Annotated in this window: 19 protein-coding genes; 10 read left to right on the top strand and 9 right to left on the bottom strand. The window is 39.2% G+C overall.

Annotated elements, in window-relative coordinates; genetic code table 11:
• The first annotated feature begins 23 nt into the window (after window positions 1-23).
• From H9L23_RS19805 to H9L23_RS19830, 6 genes are all read left to right on the top strand, one after another.
• Entirely contained in the window at window positions 24-734 is a 711-nt protein-coding gene (locus H9L23_RS19805) for a DUF4198 domain-containing protein (RefSeq protein WP_187591961.1), read from the top strand.
• 73 nt (window positions 735-807) lie between these two features.
• Complete coding sequence (locus tag H9L23_RS19810) at window positions 808-2,010, top strand: PepSY-associated TM helix domain-containing protein (protein ID WP_187591962.1); 1,203 nt, start codon at window positions 808-810, stop codon at window positions 2,008-2,010.
• A gap of 32 nt (window positions 2,011-2,042) precedes the next feature.
• Window positions 2,043-2,972: a DUF6607 family protein gene (locus tag H9L23_RS19815; protein WP_187591963.1), complete on the top strand. Its 930-nt coding sequence runs from the start codon at window positions 2,043-2,045 to the stop codon at window positions 2,970-2,972.
• A 430-nt stretch (window positions 2,973-3,402) separates the two neighbouring features.
• Window positions 3,403-4,542 (top strand): M28 family metallopeptidase, encoded by a 1,140-nt coding sequence (locus tag H9L23_RS19820; RefSeq protein ID WP_187591964.1) that lies wholly within the window; start codon window positions 3,403-3,405, stop codon window positions 4,540-4,542.
• 169 nt (window positions 4,543-4,711) lie between these two features.
• On the top strand, window positions 4,712-5,791 hold the full coding sequence (locus H9L23_RS19825) for a DUF5694 domain-containing protein (protein WP_187591965.1): 1,080 nt from the start codon (window positions 4,712-4,714) through the stop codon (window positions 5,789-5,791).
• A 276-nt stretch (window positions 5,792-6,067) separates the two neighbouring features.
• The gene (locus H9L23_RS19830; protein WP_187591966.1) at window positions 6,068-8,842 is read left to right on the top strand and encodes an outer membrane beta-barrel protein; all 2,775 of its coding nucleotides are present in this window, start codon (window positions 6,068-6,070) and stop codon (window positions 8,840-8,842) included.
• Between the two features lie 92 nt (window positions 8,843-8,934).
• On the opposite strand, the gene H9L23_RS19835 is transcribed toward H9L23_RS19830, so the two are convergent.
• The 4 genes from H9L23_RS19835 to H9L23_RS19850 form a co-directional block, all read right to left on the bottom strand.
• Complete coding sequence (locus H9L23_RS19835; protein WP_187591967.1) at window positions 8,935-9,939, bottom strand: LLM class flavin-dependent oxidoreductase; 1,005 nt, start codon at window positions 9,937-9,939, stop codon at window positions 8,935-8,937.
• A 73-nt stretch (window positions 9,940-10,012) separates the two neighbouring features.
• The gene (locus H9L23_RS19840) at window positions 10,013-10,696 is read right to left on the bottom strand and encodes a class I SAM-dependent methyltransferase (RefSeq protein WP_187591968.1); all 684 of its coding nucleotides are present in this window, start codon (window positions 10,694-10,696) and stop codon (window positions 10,013-10,015) included.
• 367 nt (window positions 10,697-11,063) lie between these two features.
• The gene (locus H9L23_RS19845; RefSeq protein WP_187591969.1) at window positions 11,064-12,464 is read right to left on the bottom strand and encodes an MBL fold metallo-hydrolase RNA specificity domain-containing protein; all 1,401 of its coding nucleotides are present in this window, start codon (window positions 12,462-12,464) and stop codon (window positions 11,064-11,066) included.
• Window positions 12,465-12,527: 63 nt separating this feature from the next.
• Window positions 12,528-12,755, bottom strand: a complete 228-nt coding sequence (locus H9L23_RS19850; RefSeq protein ID WP_187591970.1) for a YtxH domain-containing protein — start codon at window positions 12,753-12,755, stop codon at window positions 12,528-12,530.
• A 79-nt stretch (window positions 12,756-12,834) separates the two neighbouring features.
• On the opposite strand from H9L23_RS19850, the gene H9L23_RS19855 reads away from it, so the two are divergent.
• Window positions 12,835-13,461 carry an HAD family hydrolase gene (locus H9L23_RS19855; RefSeq protein WP_187591971.1) on the top strand — a complete coding sequence of 209 codons (627 nt, stop codon included), beginning with the start codon at window positions 12,835-12,837 and terminating at the stop codon, window positions 13,459-13,461.
• A gap of 239 nt (window positions 13,462-13,700) precedes the next feature.
• On the opposite strand, the gene H9L23_RS19860 is transcribed toward H9L23_RS19855, so the two are convergent.
• A complete protein-coding gene (locus tag H9L23_RS19860) occupies window positions 13,701-15,413 on the bottom strand; it encodes a DUF6600 domain-containing protein (protein WP_187591972.1) in 1,713 nt (570 codons plus the stop codon).
• Window positions 15,414-15,691: 278 nt separating this feature from the next.
• On the opposite strand from H9L23_RS19860, the gene H9L23_RS19865 reads away from it, so the two are divergent.
• A complete protein-coding gene (locus tag H9L23_RS19865) occupies window positions 15,692-16,393 on the top strand; it encodes an SAM-dependent methyltransferase (RefSeq protein WP_187591973.1) in 702 nt (233 codons plus the stop codon).
• Window positions 16,394-16,579: 186 nt separating this feature from the next.
• Window positions 16,580-16,759, top strand: a complete 180-nt coding sequence (locus H9L23_RS19870; protein ID WP_090765130.1) for a hypothetical protein — start codon at window positions 16,580-16,582, stop codon at window positions 16,757-16,759.
• Between the two features lie 53 nt (window positions 16,760-16,812).
• Here H9L23_RS19870 and H9L23_RS19875 read toward each other — a convergent pair whose 3' ends face one another.
• Together H9L23_RS19875 and H9L23_RS19880 are read right to left on the bottom strand one after the other, a co-directional pair.
• Entirely contained in the window at window positions 16,813-17,055 is a 243-nt protein-coding gene (locus H9L23_RS19875) for a phage tail protein (RefSeq protein ID WP_187591974.1), read from the bottom strand.
• A gap of 47 nt (window positions 17,056-17,102) precedes the next feature.
• Window positions 17,103-17,627: a DinB family protein gene (locus H9L23_RS19880; protein WP_187591975.1), complete on the bottom strand. Its 525-nt coding sequence runs from the start codon at window positions 17,625-17,627 to the stop codon at window positions 17,103-17,105.
• Window positions 17,628-17,951: 324 nt separating this feature from the next.
• On the opposite strand from H9L23_RS19880, the gene H9L23_RS19885 reads away from it, so the two are divergent.
• The gene (locus tag H9L23_RS19885) at window positions 17,952-18,713 is read left to right on the top strand and encodes a M57 family metalloprotease (protein WP_187591976.1); all 762 of its coding nucleotides are present in this window, start codon (window positions 17,952-17,954) and stop codon (window positions 18,711-18,713) included.
• Between the two features lie 78 nt (window positions 18,714-18,791).
• Here the strand turns inward: H9L23_RS19885 and H9L23_RS19890 are convergent, their stop codons facing one another.
• Together H9L23_RS19890 and H9L23_RS19895 are read right to left on the bottom strand one after the other, a co-directional pair.
• On the bottom strand, window positions 18,792-19,463 hold the full coding sequence (locus H9L23_RS19890) for a Rossmann-fold NAD(P)-binding domain-containing protein (protein ID WP_187591977.1): 672 nt from the start codon (window positions 19,461-19,463) through the stop codon (window positions 18,792-18,794).
• A gap of 91 nt (window positions 19,464-19,554) precedes the next feature.
• Window positions 19,555-21,690 carry a S9 family peptidase gene (locus H9L23_RS19895; RefSeq protein ID WP_246474748.1) on the bottom strand — a complete coding sequence of 712 codons (2,136 nt, stop codon included), beginning with the start codon at window positions 21,688-21,690 and terminating at the stop codon, window positions 19,555-19,557.
• Window positions 21,691-21,795: the final 105 nt, after the last annotated feature.

Below are 21,795 nucleotides of genomic sequence, written 5' to 3' on the forward strand. Positions count from 1 at the left end.
GCTCCTGATTAAAATCAGAAAACATGAAAACTAAAATCTCATTATTAGCATTATTCCTTGCCTTTAGCATCTCGAATGTATTTGCACATGCTTTATGGATAGAAACATCGGCAACAGGCAAAAAAGGACAGCCACAGGATGTAAAGGTATTTTTTGGAGAATACGAAAGCAACGAGCCGGATACCGCAGCAAAATGGTTCAGCAACCTGAAAGATTTCAAATTGGTTTTAACGGCACCTAACGGCACTACCAAAGTTTTAACAACTTCGCCGGATGTACTTTTTTACAAAGCCAGTTTTACGCCAGATCAGGACGGAACTTATAAAATTTCTGTGGTACATGAGGTAGCTGCAGTTTACGAGAAAGCAAAAATCGAATATTATGCATTTGCCGATGTTGCTGTTGGTAACTTAAAAATAAACAAGACTTTTCCTGCCGGTGCGGCTTTAACCATCAGACCAGATAAACACACTTTAAAAGTTGGCGAAACGGCAATTCATGAGGTTATTTATAACAAAACACCTTTCGCAAACCAAAAATTAACAGTTGTTGGTCCTGATAAAAAAGGCCAGCCCACCGAAACTGATGCACAGGGTAAATTTACCTTCAAACCAGCTACAAAAGGAAATTACTTTCTTGAAGCCTTTACCGAAGATAAAACACCAGGCAAATTAAACGGACAGGATTACGAAAAAACCTGGCATCTGGTAACTTACACTACCGAAGTTAAATAACCGGATTAACTCAAAATTTTCAACCAATTGGCCGCAAAAACGGTTAATTGGTTCTTTTATTAAATAAAGCTTAATGTCGCCAACAAAACCTTTACAGAAAAAAACAAAGAAATCGCGGATAAGAAGAATCAGCGATTGGCTGCACCTGTGGCTAGGCATAGCATCAGGTCTTGTGGTTTTTCATTTGGGCATTACCGGCTGTATTTTTACCTTTCAGAAAGAAATCACCGAGTTTATCCATCGAAAAGAGTTTTTTGTTGAAGTACCTGCGAATAAAAAAACAATTCCTCTGAGCATATTAAAAGCAAATGCAGAAAAAGCTTTGGGTGGAAAGAAAAAAGTTACTTTCATGTCGAGTTATGCCCAGGCCGATCGCGCCTGGGAGTTTGGCACTTATAAGCCTGGCAATCCTAAAGCATTCTGGTATTTCGATTCGATAGATTATTACGATCTCGTACTCATCAACCCATATACGGGCAAGGTAACCCTGGTATCCGATTATAAATACGAGTTTTTCGGCATTATTAAAATGCTGCACTGGAGTTTTCTTATTAACCACCCCATCGGGCAGCAGATTATCGGCTGGAGCACCATCATTTTTGTTTTTCTGTTAATCTCCGGTATGGTGATGTGGTGGCCTAAAAACCTCAAAAAATCAAACTTCGATAAAAGTTTCAAAATCAAATGGAAAGCCAAATTTAAGCGCATCAATTACGATATGCACAATGTACTGGGCTTTTATGTAATGATTATTTGCCTGATGCTGGCGCTAACCGGCCTGGTGTGGGCCTTTCAATGGTTCCAGAATACGGTGTATGTAGTGGCTTCGGGTAGTACTTCGCCTCCCAAAGAAATGGTTGCCAAATCAGACTCAACCAAAACCATTAAGGCCATTCCTTTTGATGTAGCTTTCGAAACCGCACAAAAGACGTTTAAAAATGCAGATCGCATCGGGATGTCGCCAGCCGAAGGTGGTACAGCAACCATTTATGCAACCGGCTACAAAGGCAAAGAAACCTATTGGAATTTTGATGTTTTGCTCTTCGATCAATATACGGGTAAATTGCTGGCGCGAAAAAACCAAAACGATAAAAATGCAGGTGAAGCGCTTATCGGCATGAATTACGATATCCATGTTGGCGCCATTTTAGGTCTTCCCGGAAAAATTATGGCATTTTTTGCAAGCCTTATTGCAGCAAGTTTACCCATTACCGGTTTTATCATCTGGTGGGGCAAAAAGAAAAAGAAGAAAAATCCCGCAGCAGCGGAAAATTAATCACAACCTAATTAATCATAAAAATGAAGTTTTTGAACCTAATTTTAGTGTTAACCGGTTTAATCACCCTTAATACTAGCGCACAAACAAAAGTAGATTCTCCGGAAGAAAAATTGGAAAAAGATAGAAAAGCCATTAAATCTTTAGCGGGTTTTTATGAAGTTAATTTCAACTATGGCGAAGTAACCGCTCCTGATCCTAATTACAAATTCAGTAAACCTTACGAAAGTCATGGTAACGAATGGGCCGAAATTATTGTTGATGAGCCTAAACGAATCGTGATTCAGCACATGCTGGCCATTAATGATACTACAGTAATTAAACACTGGCGCCAGGATTGGACTTATGAAGATACCGACATCATGCTTTATACCGAAGGTAATGCATGGAAAAAAGGAAATTTAACATCAGCCGATGTAAAAGGCAAATGGACCCAAAAAGTGTATCAGGTAGATGATAGTCCACGTTACCAGGGTTATGGCACCTGGAGCCACGTTGGCGGTCATGACGCCTGGCAGAGCGAAACCGATTCTCCCTTACCAAGAAGAGAATCGACCGTGCGTAAAGATTACAATGTACTAAACCGTGGCAGCAGGATTACCATTACCAAAGATGGCTGGATGTTCGAGCAGGACAATAAAAAAATTGTACGCTCGGCCAGTGGCGATAAGTTATTGGCAGTTGAAAAAGGTTATGAGGAATTTACCAAAATAGACCCTAAAACCTTTGCCAATGCACAAAAATGGTGGGCAAGCCAAAAATCTTACTGGGCAGATGTTCGTGGCGTATGGGCCGATATTATCGGATCTCAAAACACCTTTAAAGTACAAACCATGGCAAACGGCAAATTACTTTACGAAACGCTTTTTAGCTTAGGCGATCAGTCTATCAAAGAAAAATGGACGGCAGCGCAGAACAAAGAAAAAATTAAAACAGCTTTGCAGCCTTATCTGGTAAAGTAAAAAAGATTAATTTATAGATAATGGTTGGTGGATTAATGGCAAGAGCTGTTAAACATCAACCATTTTTTTATTAGTTATAAATTCTATCCGCATTTGTCAATTTGAGTTTCCAGAAAAGTCCGATCTTGTGGATACAAAATACTGATAAAGCTACAAATCTGTCATCAACTCTCCGATGTATTTGAAAAATTCTAACTAGTAACATTGACCGATATTAATAGAAAGATCGTCATCTCGACCGGAGCAACGCGAAGTGTTCCAAACGAACTCCTTCGGAGGAGAGATCTTTGAATTATGGTTACCTAAAAGTTTAAAGATTTCTCCATTCCGCTACCGATGAAAAATCGGAGAGCTTCAGCCGAAATGACGATACCTCTAGGCAAGTATTACAAATCCCACCAATAATTATTTTATTTTACTAAATTCCGGCATGAAAAAATTCAGTTTCTTCATCTTTCTGTTTTGTGCCGTCAACAGTTTTGCACAAGATTCTACCTATACCCGTAATGTAGTAAACACACTTACATCAAAAACATTTTGGGGCAGGGGTTACACCAAAGAGGGTATGAAAAAAGCTGCCGATTATATTGCTGATGCTTATCAGAAAATCGGCTTATCACCAATGGGTACTCATTACAAACAAGATTTTGCTTTCCCTGTAAACACCTTCCCTGGAAAAATGATGGTAAGCATTAATGGGAAAAAACTTGTTCCCGGTAAAGATTTTATCATCAATAACGAAAGTCCGGGTATTAAACAAAAAGCCAATTTAACTCAAATTGATAGCCTGAATTACCAGGCAATACCATCATTAACTATTTCATTAAAAGACAAACTTACCTGGTCGGTAGCTACTGAAGTTGGCGAAGTAACAAACATCCAGGTTAATAAAAAATATTTTACCGCTATTCCAAAAGAAATCAGCGTTGAAATCGAAAACAAATTTATCCCCGATTTCCACGCAGCAAATATTTGTGGACTGGTTAAAGGAACTAAATATCCCGATTCACTTTTAATCATTACCGCACATTACGATCATTTGGGTGGAATGGGTGCTGAAACCTTTTTCCCCGGGGCAAATGATAATGCCGCAGGCGTGGCTACTCTATTGAGTTTAGCCAAATATTATGCTGCCCATCCCCAGCCCTACTCCATTGGTTTCATCTGTTTTGCAGCTGAAGAAGCAGGCCTTTTGGGGTCAAGGTATTTTGTAGAAAATCCGCTGGTTCCCTTAAGCAACATTAAATTCCTCCTTAACCTCGATCTGGTTGGAACAGGTGAAGCCGGAATGACTGTAGTTAATGCCTCTGTTTACCCCAAGGCCTTTGCGCAGCTCAATGCCATTAATAATGAACATCATTACATTTCCAAAATCAATTCGAGGGGTAAAGCGGCCAATAGTGATCATTATTTCTTTACCGAAAAAGGAGTTCCCGCATTTTTTATCTACACCCAGGGCGGTCCTTCAGCCTACCACGATGTATTTGATAAAGCAGAAACCTTGCCCCTTACCGAGTATAAAGATCTCTTTAAACTGATTGTTGGTTTTAACCAAAAACTCATGGAATAACCCCATTTACAGGACGAAAAGCTTAAACCGCTATCCCAACATTTGATATTAAGCCATCAACACCTTAATTTCCATTTTACCAAATTGGGATAATATAATCCGCCTTTGGGATAATTAAATATAGCGGGCAGGTGCGTATGCTCATCTTTGAATCAACAAAAACGAAACAATGATGAAAACTATACAAAAACTTAGCCTTGCATTTTTACTGTTAACCGCAATTGCGTTTAAATCGAGTGCTCAAAATCAAATCGAAATTGTAATTGTTGGCTCTGGCCACGATAATTCTAAATCGACACAAAATTTTCAGACCATCATCCATAAGTTGAAAAACTTTAAACCTGATATGGTTTTTGGCGAATATTTACCAGAGGCAGATTACGCTAAACTTGAAGAAAGCAATTGGGCGATGAAAGTTTTTAAAAAAGGTCATGATTACATCGAAAAACTAAATCCGGAAACGCCAAAAAATATTACTTCTCAGATTAAAAAAGACCAGAAAGCACTTTCATCTTTTGCTTACTATCATAAAACCCGGATGAACCTGGTAGTAAACTATGCTAAAAACTGGGACAGGGCAAATGCAGAATATCAGATTTTTATCCTCCAAAATTACATGAAAAATAGTTTCGGTAAAGAAGAACAGGCTGAGTATGCAAAAATGTTCGGCAGCGTAGATTCTTTAAAAAAAGTAGGTTTATATAGAACAGGGAGCGAATACAGCAAAATATATTTCCCGCTTATTTATCAATTGGGTCAAAATCAGATTTATAAAATGGATTGCCAAACTTATGATAAACCATGGAGTGAGGCCTGGGCTAAAACCGATTCTTTATACAAAATCATGATCAATAAAGCCAAGGCTGATAGCACTTCGGCTGAAGCAGCAACCGTTAAAGCCATAGAAACCTATTGGAGTTATAGCGAAGACGAATCGAAAGTTTTTAATGCCGATCCGTATGCCGGCATGAACACGGTGAAATATGGGTTGCTGGATGAAGCCTGGAACTTTTACGGAGGTACTCATTTTTATGGTTATGCGGGTTTTCCTACCGAATCGGTAAAAGCGATGATTGCCCAATGGACCTTAAGAAACGAAGGCATGTGCAAAAACATCATTGAACAGGCAAAAGCGAAAAAAGCTAAAAGGGTTATTGTGGGAGTTGGCGCCTCGCACCGCAAGTGGATGGAAGAAATTCTGGCTAAAAACCCAGCGGTAAAAATTATTAATTATAACGATCTGCACTAAATTAACAATATGCTCAACTGGCCTCCTTGCAATGCAATGGAGGCTTTTTTCTTTTTAAGCTTGTAATTTTTACGTTGTTATTTGCAAATGCAGGATAATCGGTCTATTTTTAAACTAAAATATTAGTTATTTAGCTTTGCATGCAACATACATAGGAATTTTGCGTCAGCCTTTTAAACAAACATCTAATCCATCACATTTTTAGTCCAGTTCGTCACATTTATTGATTCCATAAAAAAATAGCCGATAATTTTAGGTTCCTTATTTAATACCTACATGAAGAAACTCCTACTTTCACTTGCCTTTAGCCTAATTATATTCAGCCTGTTTGCCCAAAAAAATGGAAGCATTACCGGGATATTAGCTGATAGCGCTAACCACAAAACCACTTTAAATTATTCGACTGTTTCAGTTTACAAAGTTGGCGACAGCGTATTAACAACCTATAAGCTGTCAGACGATAAAGGTGTTTTTAAAATCAATGGCCTTGCCACGGGTGTAAAATACCGCATAGTGGTAACGGCATGGCAATATGGAACTTTTAGAAAAGAAGTAGAGCTAAGCGCAGCCAACCCGGCTTTAAACCTCGGCACACTTTACCTTTCTACAAAAGCGAACGATTTAAATGAAGTGGTAATTTCAGCAGAGCGCCCGCCCGTAATTGTACGTAAAGATACCATTGAATTTAATGCAGAATCATTTAAAACCCTGCCATCAGCAGTGGTAGAAGATCTTTTGAAAAAATTACCCGGCGTTTCTATCGCTGCCGATGGTTCTATACAAGTTAATGGAAAATCGGTAAGTAAAATCCTGGTGGATGGGAAAGAATTTTTTGGCGGCGACCAACAGATTGCAACCAAAAACCTGCCTGCCAATATTATCGATAAAGTGCAGGTAGTAGATGATAAACAGGCTAAAAGACGAGATCCGGATCTTACTGCAGCAGAAATCCCTCAGATTATCAATTTAAAACTGAAAAAAGCCATTAAAAAAGGTGCTTTTGGCAAATTATATGCTGGTGGAGGTTTAAAAGAACTTTATCAGGCCGGTGGATTGATGAACTTTTTCAGGGATACCACGCAGGTAAGTGTATTGGCTTATGGCAACAACATCAATCAGCCCGGTTTTAACCCCAATGATGTACAGCGTATCGGTGGATTTAACCGAAGCGGTGTAAACTCCATGATGATGACCTCCGGAGGTTATTTCGAGTTCAACGGAATTAGTTTTGGCGGAAGTTATAATGGCGTTCAAACTTCATCGGGCGGTGGTTTTAATTTTAATACGATCAACAAAAAAGGAATCAAATTTAATACGCAGTATTTCTTCGGAAAGTCCAACAACCTTTTGGAAAAACTTTCCAACACCAACCAAACCCTGGGCACAGACCGATTAATTACCAACGCTAATGAAAATACCACTTCTCTTATTCTAAAGCACAATATTGGTGGGAAATTAGACTGGCAGATCGACTCTTTAACACAGCTCACCATCGAGCCTGCAATTGTATTAAACTCCAATAATTCGATAAGTAAAGTTTATTCGGACAACAACAATGCAAATAACCAGTTGATTAATACGCTCGAAAATTTGAATGATAGAAACAGTTCCGGTAATAAATATCAGTTAAGGGCCGATCTTAGTAAAGATTTTAAGAAAACAGGAAGATCATTTAATCTCGGCACCGATATTTCTGCAAGCCCAAATCCGACTGTTAATTACAATAGAAGCAACAGTATTTTTTACCTTACTCCTTCTACATCAGAAATTGACCAGTTAAGGGACAATACAATCAATAATTTCAGGGCTTATATTTATACCAACTATACTGAACCCATTGGCAAAAAACTTAACTTTAAAGTAGATGTAAGTGGAAACATTATCAACAACGAAAACGCATTAAATACTTTTTACCGCAATCCGGCCAATCAACTGTATGATATTGTGGTGCCTGATTTATCGCAAACAGTTAAACAGGCAGGATTTAAAACCAATACCAATATAAGTGTGAGGTATAAAATAACCAAAGATCTCTACATTCAACCTGGTATGGTACACAATTACATCTCGCTCAATAACCGTTTTACAAATGCGGCAGATATCGATCAGCGGTATAACTTTATCTGGCCAACATTCCAGTTTAAATACAAAATTTTCTCGTTCAACTATTCTGCAAGGTTTACAGAGCCTAATGTGAGTTATCTTCAGCCTGTGGCAGACAATACCAATGCATTTTACATCAGGAACGGAAATCCAAACTTGTTGCCTGCCCGAACGCAAGGCTTCAGTATGAATATGTATAAATACGACCCTAAAAGTATGATCAACTATAATTTATATGGATATGGCAATATTACAAAAAATGGTATCGTAAATGCCATAACAATAAACAATGGCGTTCAAACGGTCAATCCAATAAATATGAGCGGCCTTTATAACTTTAATGGCGGCGCCAATATTTCGAAAGACTTCAAAAAAGATAAAATCAGTTTGAAAGTGGGTTTAGGTTTTTGGGCCAATTTCGATCATACACCCGTTATTGTTAACAGTATACGTAGCAATGCCGATGTTTTCTATGTTGGACCAAATGGCAGCCTAAGGTTAAACCTGAACGATAAAGTAGAAATCAATCAATCGTATTCAATCAATTTAAACCGCAGTAAATACGACGATAGTTTTTATACCAATATTAGCTACAACACCTATCAAAGTACATCTGAACTGATTGTCCGTTATCCAAAAAAACTGGTTTTCGAAACCAGCTATTCTTTAACCCTTAATGACCAAAAAATTGCAGGATATAACAATAATATTAAATTCTGGAATGCCGCGCTTACTTACCTATTTATGAAAAATGACAGGGCACAATTAAAATTTTCGGTAAACGATATTTTACAGAGCAACGTACGCAGAAACATCCAGATCACGGGCAATAGCGTTATCGATACGCAAAGCAATAACCTGGGCAGATACGGCATGCTTACCCTTACTTATAATATCCAAAATTTTGGACAGAAAGTGGGCGGAAGACAAACGTTTTTTAATTTTTAATTTACTGCGGTTTGTGTCCTCACAGACCGCAATTAGAGTTTAATAAATAATTTGTGAGGACACAAACCATGGGGAGACAGACCAGGAACTTCTTATTGAAAAATATCCGCGAGCAACTCGTAGGATCTTATTCGATCTTCAAAATGCTCGGTAATGGTAACAGCCATTAATTCATCTACATCATAATCAGCAGCTAGTTTGGTAAGCTGTTCTTTAATTACAGTTGGTGTACCGTAAATCATCCGTTGTTTATTGGCTTTAATCTGCTCCAATTCCGCCTCGGTATAACTTACCCCTTTAATATCATCCCAGCCAACGGCAGGCAATCCTTTACCTTTTGCCAACTGTAAAAACCTGTAACTCATTAAAGCTTCCTGTTGTTTCACTTTTTCTTCATCTTCTGAACAGAAAACATGAAGTGCCACATTTTCAACAGGCATTGCCAGATCTGCCGAAGGCTTAAAATGCTCCCTGTAATATTGAACAGCCTGCGCACCGCCAATGGGATTAATGAAATGTGCAAAAGAAAATCCCATTCCAAAATGGGCCGAAAATAATGCACTTTGTCCGCTGCTGCTTAACAACCATTGTTGTGGAACGGTCTCTGAAATCGGAATAGCCTTTATTTTTGCCTGGATGCCACCATCAGAAGTATCATGCAGGTAATGTTGTAATTCGCGCAACTGCTCTACAAAATCCTGTTCGCTCCAGTTATTTGATGGATTTAGCATCGAAGCCGTAATACGGTCGGTACCGGGTGCACGCCCCATTCCCAGATCAATGCGGTTGGGATGCATTACCTCCAATAAACGAAAACTCTCCGCAACTTTTAATGAGCTGTGGTTGGGAAGCATAATACCTCCAGAACCTATCCTCAAGGTTTTAGTGTGATTTGCCAAATGAGCAATTAAAATTTCAGGAGTAGAACCAGCCAAACTGGTGGTATTATGATGCTCGGAAACCCAGAAACGGTGATAACCTAATCTTTCAGCTTCTTGTGCAAGTATAGTGGTTTCTTCAATGGCGCGGCGGGCAGTAACACCTTTGCGCACCGGCGACTGATCTAAAACGCTGAGTTTAATTTTCGTATTGCTCATATTCGTATAAAACAAATGTATGAGCCTGTTGATTTAAATCGGTGCTACAAAAAGTTTTATGACTTTTATATTATTACGTTAAAGTCAATTTGACTAAATACTGATCTTCTCCATCATCAAAAATCAGTTCAGCATCCCATCCTGTTTCCTTTGCAGTACGTTTGATGGTTTCTTCATCTATATAAATCCAGTTGAACCAGTTGCCTTTTTCGCCTTTATATTCGTACTGGTAAGATACTTCACCGTAATAATGATTTTCAGGTTTTGGCATATCTTCGTATAAATAAGCGATATCCGAAGAATCGAAAATTACCTGTCCGTTGGGATTGATGAGGTCTTTTAATTTGATCAGGAAATTTTTAAAGCCGGGCAAAGTCCCGGTTAAGCCAATACCATTCATCAGCATGATAATGGTATCGAATTTTTCCTGATAGGTAAAAACATCCTGTACAAATGCTTTTTTTACGCCACGGTCTTTCATAATGTTTACCGCAGCTTCCGAAATATCAATGGCGGTAACATCAATATTAAAAGCCTGTAAAAGTAAGGCATGACTACCCACCCCTGCACCAATGTCTAACACTTTTCCACTGCATAAATGCAAAGCCTGAAGTTCTAACACCGGCATATCTTCATCATCACGGAAGAAAAATTCTAAAGGCATTTCTTCAGCTTCTCCATAAGAATTATGCAACCAAAGGGCATCTGCCTCGCCCGTTCTGTAAATATCTGTTAGCGCTTTACCAAAAACATCCATGGGGCAAAGATAGGGAAAATGGAAGATGGATGAGGTAAGATGGGAAATGGGATGATATGATTGTCATCCTGAGGCAAAAATTAAGTTGTCATGCTGAGGCACGAAGCATCTGCAGACTCCAATAGAATAGTCGTCATCTCGACCGAAGCAACGCGAAGTGGAGAGATCTTTGTAATATGTTATTGAAATCAAATTTAAAAGATTTCTTCCCGAATCTTCGAGATCGAAATGCCGATACTTCGATACCATCCCTGTTCATCGGGATTTGTAATCCCGTCTAAAAAGCTAAGGATTTGTAATCCTTTTAAAATAAGATTGAAATCTGAAGAACACAGGCCCGGATTACAAATCCGTACCAACATTATAACTACTCCAGCTCAAATACCTGGTGGTATTCTGGTATGGCTACATGTTTAAAACCGTTATTTTTTAATCTACTAGCAAAATGTTGTTGTACTTCATATTCCCCATGAACCAGAAACAATTGTTTTACTTTCGCCGGATCCTGGCAAGATAAAAAGTGCAACAAATCTTCGTAATCGCCATGCGCACTCATCGATTTAATCGATTGTACTTCAGCTTTCACTTCGTATTGATCACGGAAAATTTCTACTACTTTTTGTCCGGCGATTAACCTGCCACCAAGCGAATTTGGCTCACAATACCCCACCATTAAAATGGTATTTTTCTGGTTACTGATATTATTCCGGATATGATGTTTTACGCGACCAGCCTCTGCCATGCCCGATGCCGAAATAATCACACATGGCCTTGGATCTTCATTTAAGGCTTTCGATTCTTCTACACTCTCAATAAAACGCAGGCCCTTAAATCCGAACACATCACGATCTATCTTTAAGGTTTCTTTAACCCCATTATTATATACTTCAGGATGATTTTTAAGGATTTCGGTCGCTTTTGATGATAAAGGGCTATCTACATAATAAGGAACATCAGGTAATTTACCTTTCAGTTCCAATCCGTTTAAAGCATAAAGCAGTTCCTGTGTACGACCTACGGCGAATGCAGGGATTATTACTTTACCTTTTTTTACTTTACAGGTATTGTTGATGATCTCCAAGAGCATGTTTTCGATCGGATCGAGGTCTTTATGCAACGAATCACCATAGGTAGATTCCATTAAAATATAATCGGCCTGATCAAATTGCTGGGGACTTTTTAAAAGCAGATCACCATAACGGCCAACATCGCCCGAAAAAGTAATCCGGCTCGGTTTGCCATTTTCAGTAATCGTAAGGTGGACGGCAGCACTACCCAAAATATGACCGGCATCGGTAAATTTCAGGCGTATTCCATGTTCAATTTCAAAATCTTCTTCATACTCCACGATTTTCATCAGACTAAGTGTTTTGGTAACATCTTCTTCTGTGTAAAGTGCTTCTTCCATTTCTTCGCCATGGCGGAGGTGGCGGTTCGCATATTCAGTATCCTGCATCTGAATCTTTGCAGAATCCATCATCAGTATGCGGGCAAGATCCATAGTTGCCGATGTACAGAAAATTTTGCCTGCAAAACCTTCGGCAACCAATTTGGGCAATAAACCGCAATGATCAATATGGGCGTGTGATAAAACCAGGTAGGTAACTTTTTTGGCGTCGAAACCAAAGTAATCGTTTAATTTATCGGTAACATGGCCCATTCCTTGAAATAAGCCACAATCTAATAATATCTGGGTACCGTTTTTTAAGGTAATAAGGTGCTTACTCCCGGTAACGGTACGGGCGGCACCATGAAAAGCAATGTTCATCAAGATGGTGGTTAGAAAATATTTAGAATAAAAATGCCGGATATTTCCGGCACTTCCAATTCTTTAAGCGTTTATTTCTGCTACTTTATCTTTAACCTTTTCTGCAACGCTTGTGGCTTTGTCTGCCAAACCTGCTAATTTATCTTTCGAAGCATCTAAAAGATCAGCAAAAAAATCTGATACCTTGCTTTTCAGATCGCTGGTAGAATCTGATGATAATGCCAATGCGATGGTTGCACCAAGTGCTGCTCCGGCTAATACGCCTACTATAATTTTTGTCTCTTTTTTCATGATCTTAGTGATTTACTTATTAAACATATTTAACCCACAGGTGTTTTTATTTTTTTCATCTTACAAAAACCAATCCACAATGAAACGCATATTTTTTATAGATCTGGATAATACCATTTATTTTACCAAACCGAACGAAGAACAGTTGATGGGCGAATTATACCGTTTCTTAGAAAGTCTGGATTTAGGGATTAGCAAAGAAGATTTTCAACTTGCCAAACAGGATATGTTAAAAACGCCTTTTCTAAAAGTGGCGAAAAAATATGGTTTTAAGGAAGAGGTGATGCCCGAAGTGATTTCCTACCTCCATAACAGGGAAGTGACCAAACCTTTAAAACCAAGCGAAGATTATCACTATATAAAAAGCCTGACCGGCCGGAAATTTATTGTAACTGCAGGTTTTCCAAAACAGCAGCAATCAAAAGTAAAAATGCTGGGCATTGCCGATGATTTTGAGGAAGTACATGTTGTTGACGTTTCTACTACCAATAAGAAGAAAACTTTTGAGATGTTGATCGATCAGCATCACCTTAACAAAGCAGATATTTTAATTATTGGCGATGATGCCGAATCGGAAATTAAATTCGGACTGGAACTGGGGATCAGCACTTTTTTACTCGATCCCGATAACCTACATCCAAATGCCGAAAGCACTTTTAGAGGGAATGATTTGAGTAATTTGCATGCAGCAGCGGGGCAAGCTTAGTTACGTCATTTCGAGCGGAGTGCAACGTAGCCGAGAAATCTAGATATCGAAACTAACTTATATAAATCCCTCCATTGCGCTGTACTCTAAGGATGAAGATCGTACCTAAATGTTATAAGGTGACTCAGGTGGTCAATATAAAATGAAATGGTTAAAAAATACTAAGACGGCTTTTTGTTATAACCACCTTAGAAATACTCATCAATAAAAAAGTCCCAATTTTCATCGGACTTTCCATTTTATCCTCTGCCACCTCTTGATGGTCTTCCACTTTCACCACCACCTCTTTGTTGTGGTGGAGCTTCCGATCTTCTTTGTTCTTGTCTCTGTTGCTGCTGTTGTTGTTGCTGGGCTCTCTGTTGCTGAGCCTGAGCATCACGCTGTGCACGCTCCTGCTGTTGTTGCTGGGCTTGTTGTGCACGTTGCTGCTGCATCTGCTCATTACGTTGTTGTTGAGCTTGTGCATCGCGTTGTGCCCTTTCCTGCTGTTGTTGCTGCGCTTGTTGCGAACGTTGCTGTTGCATTTGCTCATTACGTTGTTGCTGAGCTTGTGCATCGCGTTGTGTCCTTTCTTGCTGCTGCTGTTGCACCTGTTGTGAACGTTGTTGTTGCATTTGCTCATTACGTTGTTGCTGAGCCTGAGCATCTCGCTGAGTCCTTTCTTGCTGTTGCTGCTGGGCTTGTTGCGAACGCTGTTGTTGCATTTGTTCGTTACGTTGTGCCCTTTGTTGCTCCATTTGAGCACGTTGCTGATCATCCTGACCACGTTGTGCTGGTTGCATATCACGTTGTGTACGCTGCTGATCGGCACTCATGCGGTCCTGATTACGCTGTTGTCTCACCTGCTCCAAACGTTGCTGATCCTGACCACGGTTTGCATTATCCTGTCTGTTTCCATTATCGATACCGTTGGTAACTCCACGGCTAACACGGCCATTTGCATCCCTGTTATAAACCTCGCCCCTATTATTAGGCTGATTATTATCTCTGCCTACAGTGCCGTTATTTCTATCTGGTTGTGTAGAGGTACGGTTATCTCTTGATCCAAAACGGTTATCGTTATTACCTGGATTTCCGCCTCTTTGATCGCGGCTGGTATAACCTTCGTTTCTTCCATTTCTGCTAATACCAGCATTGCCTTGTTCAAATCTCCTTGGTGCAGCACTGCGGTTATCCACTGCATTACGTTCTGGTCTTGGTCTGTAAATAGAAACCTCTCTGCCACCAACCCTGCTTGCGCCCGGTCTTGAACTTTGTGCATAACGGTAAACAGTTACGTCCCTATTGGTTGCACGTCTGATATCTTCAATCCTTGGCCCGCCATAATAATTTCTTCTGTTATATACATAGGTATTATTGATGATGGTGGTATTGCGGATATATACATTGTTGCGTCCGTAATCATATCTTGGGAAAGTATTGATATAAATGTTACGCTGTGGAATAAAGTTCCAGCAGAACTCGGGCACTGAATAACGGCGGCCAAAGCTTAAATTAATACTGATACTCGGTGCCATCGGTGCCCATCCGTAATAACCATCACCACTTCTCCAATCTACCCAGGCTGGTCCCCAACTGGTATCAGGTAACCAGATCCATTGCCTGTAACTGTTAATTACCCAACGGCCATAGTGGAAAGGTGCCCAGCCCCAATCGTAATTGGAAACCCAGGTATTGCCATATTCTGTCATGGCCCAACGTCCGTTTGTGTAATATGGACGGAAATCACTTTGATCTACATCCGGACGCCAAACATAACCATATTGAGGATCCTGAATCCAGGTACCATAAGGAGAAAGTTCGTCGTAAAAAGTCTGTAAAGAGATATTACCAGTACTGTAACCATCATCCTGGTAATCGTTTTGATAGTCTTGTGCCCTGACAAGGGTTGTGGTTCCGGCAAGGAGCGCAAAGAGCCCCAGCACAAGTGCCGTAGATTTCAGTGTTTTCATTTGTGTGTTTATTTTAATAACCTAATGTGTGTGTATCAATTAGAGAACCAAAATTACAGAAGGTTTAATATGCAAGCATAGTTTTGGCGTTTTCCTTCAAATATTGCGTTGCAGAGCATATTTAACTAATATTTAACGTTTTAAGTGAAGTTTAATTGTGCAGAAAATTAGTCAGTTAGAAATAAAATTTGCTACACCTTTGCTAATAAAGGAGATTATATTGTGGGTAGCGCAAACTTTAGAACTTAAATTCTATTTATTGTGAGTATTTTTGTGGCATGCAAAAAGGCACTTTATACCTTATTCCAGTACCATTGGCTGAAGAGGTAGCACACAAAACGTTTACCACTTATTTGGTTGATACCATTAACCAGATTGATACCTACATTGTAGAAAACAGTAAAACAGCCCGTAAATTTTTAAAGGAGGCTGGATTAAAAACTCCTCAGAAAGATTTGATTGTACACGATTACGGCAAACATAACCGCACTGATTTAGGTCAGTTTTTTGTTGAGCTTGCCGCCGGGAAAGATGTAGGTTTAATGAGCGAAGCAGGTTGTCCGGGCATTGCCGATCCGGGAGCCGATATTGTTGCAGAAGCGCATAAACGCGGCATTAAAGTGGTTCCATTGGTAGGGCCAAGTTCAATTTTATTAGCTTTAATGGCCTCAGGTTTTAACGGTCAGAGTTTTGCCTTTTGGGGATATTTACCTATAGACAAGGAACAGCGCACCAAAAGGATTAAAGATTTGGATTTATCGGCCAGCCGTTATAAACAAACTCAGATTTTTATCGAAACCCCATTCCGCAATAACCAGCTTTTTGAAGAGGTTTTAAAAAGTTGTAAACCTAACACCCAGGTTTGTGTAGCGAGTAACCTTACTGCCGAAAATGAATTTATTAAAACGCAAAGTGTTTATAACTGGCGCAAAGAGGAAATAGATCTTCATAAACAGCCAACTATATTTTTGTTGTACTAGAGTGTTCATTGGTTCATTAGCCATTGGTTAATGGGTGATAGTTCATAGTCAAATTACCATTTCGAGAAGGCTTTTATGGGTTATTGCAACTGCATCACGAACGACTTTGAAAAAATCAAACATATCAACTCCCACATTGGTTGTTAATGTAGCGCTCGGCAATATTATTCACTAAATTTTATAGTTATGAAAAATACAGGCACACCCAAAAACAATCCAACGGTTCAGGGCAGTTCAATAGCAGATCGGGCAAATCATGATGTTAAAACGGATAAAAAAATCCAGGGCATTACCAATGGTGGCGGACAACGATCTGATCAGACTTCGAACAAGGACAATCAACGGAAGTACGACAATAAGAAATAAAAAAAAGGTGATGATCTTGAAAGATCATCACCTTTTTTGTTGATCATAAATTTCTAATCCGCGGGATGTCCGGGGTAATAGCCCTCTGTAGCAATGATATATATTGCACCCTCTACTGACGGAAGTTTAGGCAAGGCAAAATTCGACCTGCCATCGCCGCCATAGCTTGTTTTGAGGATAGAAAATAGCTGTACATTTTTAGTAATAGATAGCAGCGATCCATCACATTTCGCAAATCCTACCGGCGCATAATCACCGGCAAAAAGGGTTATAGTCCCCAGCATTAAAAAATCCATAGCGTTTTTATTTAGTTTTTTATACTACTAAATAAATAAAATAATTCTTATTTCGCCATTACATTATAGAAATTATAATCCGTCATTGGTGCCCCTGTTATTCCTAAATTATGGCATATCGTGATGATCTGACCACGGTGGTAGGTGCTGTGGTTAAAAACATGCAGTACATATTCAAAATTCTGAAAATCGGAGGTAAACCATGGACTTTGAATTTCTGTTTTTTCATTAAATTTATGCTCACTGATTGCGGTAACATAAACCGCAAGGTTTTCTGACTGTTTAAGTAACGAATCAAAAACATCTGATAAGCTTCCGTACTCCCGGAACTCAAATTCGGTTTTAGCAAGGATGGAATACCAATATTCTTGTGTTTGTAAAATATGGGCAAGGGTTAATTTTACACTTTTAAAACTCGATGGCACTTCTTGCTCCAATAAATGTTCCGGATGTTTTTTCAACCAGTTTATCAGGGTTAAATTTGCCCAGAAATTATAGTTTGCATAATTTTTCATCAAATACACAAGGGAAGTTTCTTCCATTGTTTCTGCGAATAATTGTTCCTGTATCATATCTTTTTGTTTAGTTAAACAAAGAAAACACAGCGCACTGACAACCCTATGGCAGTGTAAAAAGTCTATTAAAAATATTTTTTTCAAGGCTGTTTTACTCAATCATTTATACAGAACACGTAGGAAATAACTCTTTTTTGACTTTAGTATTATCATTAAAGAAGACTGTTTATGTAAATTTTTAAATACAATAATGATTTTAAATCATTACAAAAGCTCCTAATTAAGTTTTCGTGTAAAATTCTAATCAACGTTAAAATTCGTGTAACACGTTCTGTTACATTTGTTTCATCAGCTCTTAAGGATTAACTAACCTATTATCCCATGAAAAAAAATCTAAAAAAAATCGCTTTCGTAGCGATGGTTGCAGTAGTAATTGCAGCCTGTAAAAAAAACCAGGAAACAGTAACACCAGAACCACAAGAAACTGTTAAAAATGCCGATAAGGTTTTACAGCACATTAAAAATTTAGGCTTCCCTGAGTCGAGTATTGTCGATAATGGAAACGAATATGTTGTTGAGGAAGATATTATATTTCCTAAAAACATGGAAATTCCTGCTAATACAGCCGGACCAAAAACCGAACAGTATTATACAGGAAGCATTGTAAATGCAACTAAAAAACTGAATATCAGGATTTTTGTAGACGCATCCATGACATCAATGAGCAGCGAGATCAACAATGCCATTGCTCAATGGAATGCTGTTCCAAATTCTACTTTGCGTTTTAGTATTGTAACTACTGCTCCTTACGACATCCTGATCAAAAATGAAAATTTAGGATCTGGTGTTTGCGGTCAGGGACAATTCCCTTCTGGAGGAAGTGCAGGTGCTTTGGTTAAAATCAATAAAAATTACATTGCAGGTAACTCATTTGCACAACGTGCCAGAACAATTTGCCACGAGTTTGGTCACTGTATCTCATTCAGACACACTAACTGGGCTGCTATCGGTGAATCAAGTGCAACAAATGTACCTGGCGTAACCGGAACCGATGCATCATCGATCATGAATGGCGGTCAATGCGGTTCGGGTGCTACTGTATTATCGCAAAAAGATAAAGACGCAACTGCTGCCTTATATTAACCCAAAATAATCAATTAACCTAAACCAAATCCTTAAACCTGCTGAAGATGAGCTCGGGTACCTAAAGCGTACCTGAGCTTATTCTTTAGCTAAAGCGATGATGTCTTTGCCTTCCAAAATCCGTCTTTCATCGTTATGGCTTAACGTATTAATCATCGCCTGGCCCAGCTCGGCCATGGTACAGAAACCACTTGGGTAAACTGCCCTACCTACCGGAAATAACCAATTAATGTATTTATAGAATTTATGTGCATATTTCTGACCTGGCAATGGCTTAATAAAACCCGGACGGAAATTAAAAACCTGTTCGAAAGGTAATTTTGTTAAATCGCTCTCTGTTTTACCTTTTACCTGTGCCCATTTTAAACGGCTATGCTCATTGGTTCCTCCACCAGAAACATAACAAAAAGTCATATCGCTATTGAGTTTGCTCAATGTTTGCGCAACGTGCATGGTGAGTGTATAGGTCATTTTATAATAGGTTTCCTGATCAGCACCTACTGAAGTTATGCCCAAACAAAAGAAACAGGCATTATAACCCGTTAACTGACTTTCTATTGCCGAGAAATCGAAAAAATCAGCATGAATAATCTCTTTTAGCTTTGGATGGGTATAACCGCAAGGTTTGCGGTTAATCACTAAAATGCTATTAATTTCGGGACTATTTAGGCATTGCATCAATACCCCTTCACCAACCATTCCTGTTGTACCGGTAATGATAACGTTATTTTGATCTCTGGTTTTTCCCATGATTAATGATTTACAGATTAAACCGCTAAGAAGTGGCTTTGTTTAATACAATATACAAAAAGAGCAACCGGTTATAGTTGCTCTTAAAATATTATCTTGCTGTTGGGCCTTTCATCTGGTAATCTTTAGGTGGTTCTGCACCTAAAAGATTTTGTACAAAGTAATCCCAACGGCGGCGCATCATATATGGTGAGTAAGCACCATAACCATGGGCACTATTTGGAAAAATAACGAGATCGAACGATTTATTTGCTTTTTCAAGCGCCTCTACAACCAGTAACGTATTATATGGCGGCACATTATCATCCATCAAGCCGTGCACCAACATCAGTTTACCTTTCAGATTTTTAGCGTAATTCTGATTCGCCTGAGCTTCATAATCTGAATTTTCTACCAGGCCGTTATAGCGTTCACCCCAATCATCCTCGTAATTTCTGTTGTCGTGGTTTCCTGACTCAGAAATACCCACTTTAAAGAAATCGGGATAACGGAACATGGCCGCAGCCGTAGCAAAACCACCACCAGAGTGGCCCCAGATACCTACCTTTGTGGTATCAATAGGATATTTTGCAGAAAGCTGTCTGATGGCCGCAATCTGATCTGGCAAGGTGTTCTCTGCCATATTACCGTAACTCATGTCGTGAAAACTTTTAGAACGATCAGGGTTACTGGTTCCTTCTATTACTACTACAATAAAGCCCAGTTCGGCCAGGGCCTGGTTATCGCCACGTGAAGCTGCAAATGCCCAGCTGCCTACACTACCACCCTGTGGGCCTGGATAAATGTAATCGATAACAGGATATTTCTGGTTGGCATCCATTTTTGTTGGCGTAAAAACCAGACCATAAATATCGGTTTTACCATCTTTGGCTTTCACTGAAACCGAAGTAGGTGCTTTCCAACCTGTAGCGGTTAATCTCGAAACATCTGTTTTTTCTAAAGTATTGATCAGTTTTCCATCAATGCTTCTCAGCACAGTAACTGCTGGTACATCTGGCTGCGAGTAACTATCAACAAAATAGTTGAAAGATGGTGAAAATACTACCTGGTGATTGCCTGCTTCTGGTGTTAAAAGAGTTAAATTTTTCCCGTCGAAACCAATTTTATACAGGTAACTGAAATAAGGATTGCCTTTTTCGCGACCATTAGCAAAGAAATAAAGTGTACGTGCTTTTTCGTCTACTTTAACTAAACGCGAAACCACAAAATCACCTTTGGTGATCTGGTTTTTCAATTTCCCGTTACTGGAATCGTATAAATACAAATGTCCCCAGTTATCTCTTTCCGAATACCAGATAATTTCTTTTGATGCCGGAAGATAACGCCAGTTAATGGCGCCCTGACCAGATTCGAACTGTGTTTTTACGGTTTCTTCGAAAACTTCCCTCACTGCACCAGTTGAAGCATTGGCAATACGGAATTTCTCGTTTTTATGATCGCGGGAAGTGGACAGAAAGGCTACTTCCGAGCAATCAGCTTTCCAATCGATATCGTCAAAAGTACCGCTGCTCGAAATATCATCGCTCAACGTTGCACGGTGCGGATCGGCAGGAATGTTGAGCGAAATTACTTTTGGATTTTCTACATCAATAATCACCCTTCTGATGGTTGCAATCTGTTTATCACCTGGTAAAGGATATTTCCAGGCTTTTAATACCGGTGCACCCACATTAGTGGTTACCAGGTACATATCTTTTGAATTTCTTTGATCTTGCTGAAAAGTAGCTACTTTTTTCGAATCAGGCGACCAACGTAAAATTGGGGCATCGCTGTGTTTCCAGCCTGCGTTATCTGTAGCATAACCGTAATCTTTAATGCCATCGGTGGTAAGCTGTGTTAATTTGCCAGAGGCCACATCTTTCACAAAAAGATTATAATCTTTAATTAAAATTGCTTTTTTTCCATCAGGTGATAACACTTCATTGCGGCCACCCATACGTCGCGATGACATTTCACCGCCTTTATATTCGGTTGTTGGTGTTTTGATTTTGTTTGCAGGATCTACGAGGAAAGTTTGTTCGGTACCATTCGTTTTAGTGCTATACCAAAATTTATCTCCTTCGAGCCAGTTAGGTTGCACGTTGGCATGGTCGATATACTTTGCAGTGTTGTAGCTCATAAAACTTTCCGCTCTTTCGTAATCGCTAACGGTTAAAGCTTTTTGCTGAGCATTTGCTGTAATGGCCAAAGTACAAGCCGTTACAGTAAGCCAATATTTATTCATCATGTTAGTTAATCTTGCGATAAAAATAATACTGTTTTGGCAAATGATTGGTATTAATCGTGATACAAAATGGGCACAAGCCTGGAAGTGAACGTAAAGAGAATGCAC

This window comes from Pedobacter roseus, from assembly GCF_014395225.1.
Taxonomy (GTDB): Bacteria; Bacteroidota; Bacteroidia; order Sphingobacteriales; family Sphingobacteriaceae; genus Pedobacter; species Pedobacter roseus.

Excerpts from the sequence above, each read along its gene's own strand:
- H9L23_RS19875 (WP_187591974.1), bottom strand. The coding sequence starts at position 17,055 with ATGGATTTTTTAATGCTGGGGACTATAACCCTTTTTGCCGGTGATTAT.
- H9L23_RS19885 (WP_187591976.1), top strand. The coding sequence starts at position 17,952 with ATGAAAAAAAATCTAAAAAAAATCGCTTTCGTAGCGATGGTTGCAGTA.
- H9L23_RS19810 (WP_187591962.1), top strand. The coding sequence starts at position 808 with ATGTCGCCAACAAAACCTTTACAGAAAAAAACAAAGAAATCGCGGATA.
- H9L23_RS19895 (WP_246474748.1), bottom strand. The coding sequence starts at position 21,690 with ATGATGAATAAATATTGGCTTACTGTAACGGCTTGTACTTTGGCCATT.
- H9L23_RS19850 (WP_187591970.1), bottom strand. The coding sequence starts at position 12,755 with ATGAAAAAAGAGACAAAAATTATAGTAGGCGTATTAGCCGGAGCAGCA.
- H9L23_RS19830 (WP_187591966.1), top strand. The coding sequence starts at position 6,068 with ATGAAGAAACTCCTACTTTCACTTGCCTTTAGCCTAATTATATTCAGC.
- H9L23_RS19880 (WP_187591975.1), bottom strand. The coding sequence starts at position 17,627 with ATGATACAGGAACAATTATTCGCAGAAACAATGGAAGAAACTTCCCTT.
- H9L23_RS19820 (WP_187591964.1), top strand. The coding sequence starts at position 3,403 with ATGAAAAAATTCAGTTTCTTCATCTTTCTGTTTTGTGCCGTCAACAGT.
- H9L23_RS19825 (WP_187591965.1), top strand. The coding sequence starts at position 4,712 with ATGATGAAAACTATACAAAAACTTAGCCTTGCATTTTTACTGTTAACC.
- H9L23_RS19865 (WP_187591973.1), top strand. The coding sequence starts at position 15,692 with ATGCAAAAAGGCACTTTATACCTTATTCCAGTACCATTGGCTGAAGAG.
- H9L23_RS19870 (WP_090765130.1), top strand. The coding sequence starts at position 16,580 with ATGAAAAATACAGGCACACCCAAAAACAATCCAACGGTTCAGGGCAGT.
- H9L23_RS19805 (WP_187591961.1), top strand. The coding sequence starts at position 24 with ATGAAAACTAAAATCTCATTATTAGCATTATTCCTTGCCTTTAGCATC.
- H9L23_RS19890 (WP_187591977.1), bottom strand. The coding sequence starts at position 19,463 with ATGGGAAAAACCAGAGATCAAAATAACGTTATCATTACCGGTACAACA.
- H9L23_RS19855 (WP_187591971.1), top strand. The coding sequence starts at position 12,835 with ATGAAACGCATATTTTTTATAGATCTGGATAATACCATTTATTTTACC.
- H9L23_RS19835 (WP_187591967.1), bottom strand. The coding sequence starts at position 9,939 with ATGAGCAATACGAAAATTAAACTCAGCGTTTTAGATCAGTCGCCGGTG.
- H9L23_RS19860 (WP_187591972.1), bottom strand. The coding sequence starts at position 15,413 with ATGAAAACACTGAAATCTACGGCACTTGTGCTGGGGCTCTTTGCGCTC.
- H9L23_RS19840 (WP_187591968.1), bottom strand. The coding sequence starts at position 10,696 with ATGGATGTTTTTGGTAAAGCGCTAACAGATATTTACAGAACGGGCGAG.
- H9L23_RS19845 (WP_187591969.1), bottom strand. The coding sequence starts at position 12,464 with ATGAACATTGCTTTTCATGGTGCCGCCCGTACCGTTACCGGGAGTAAG.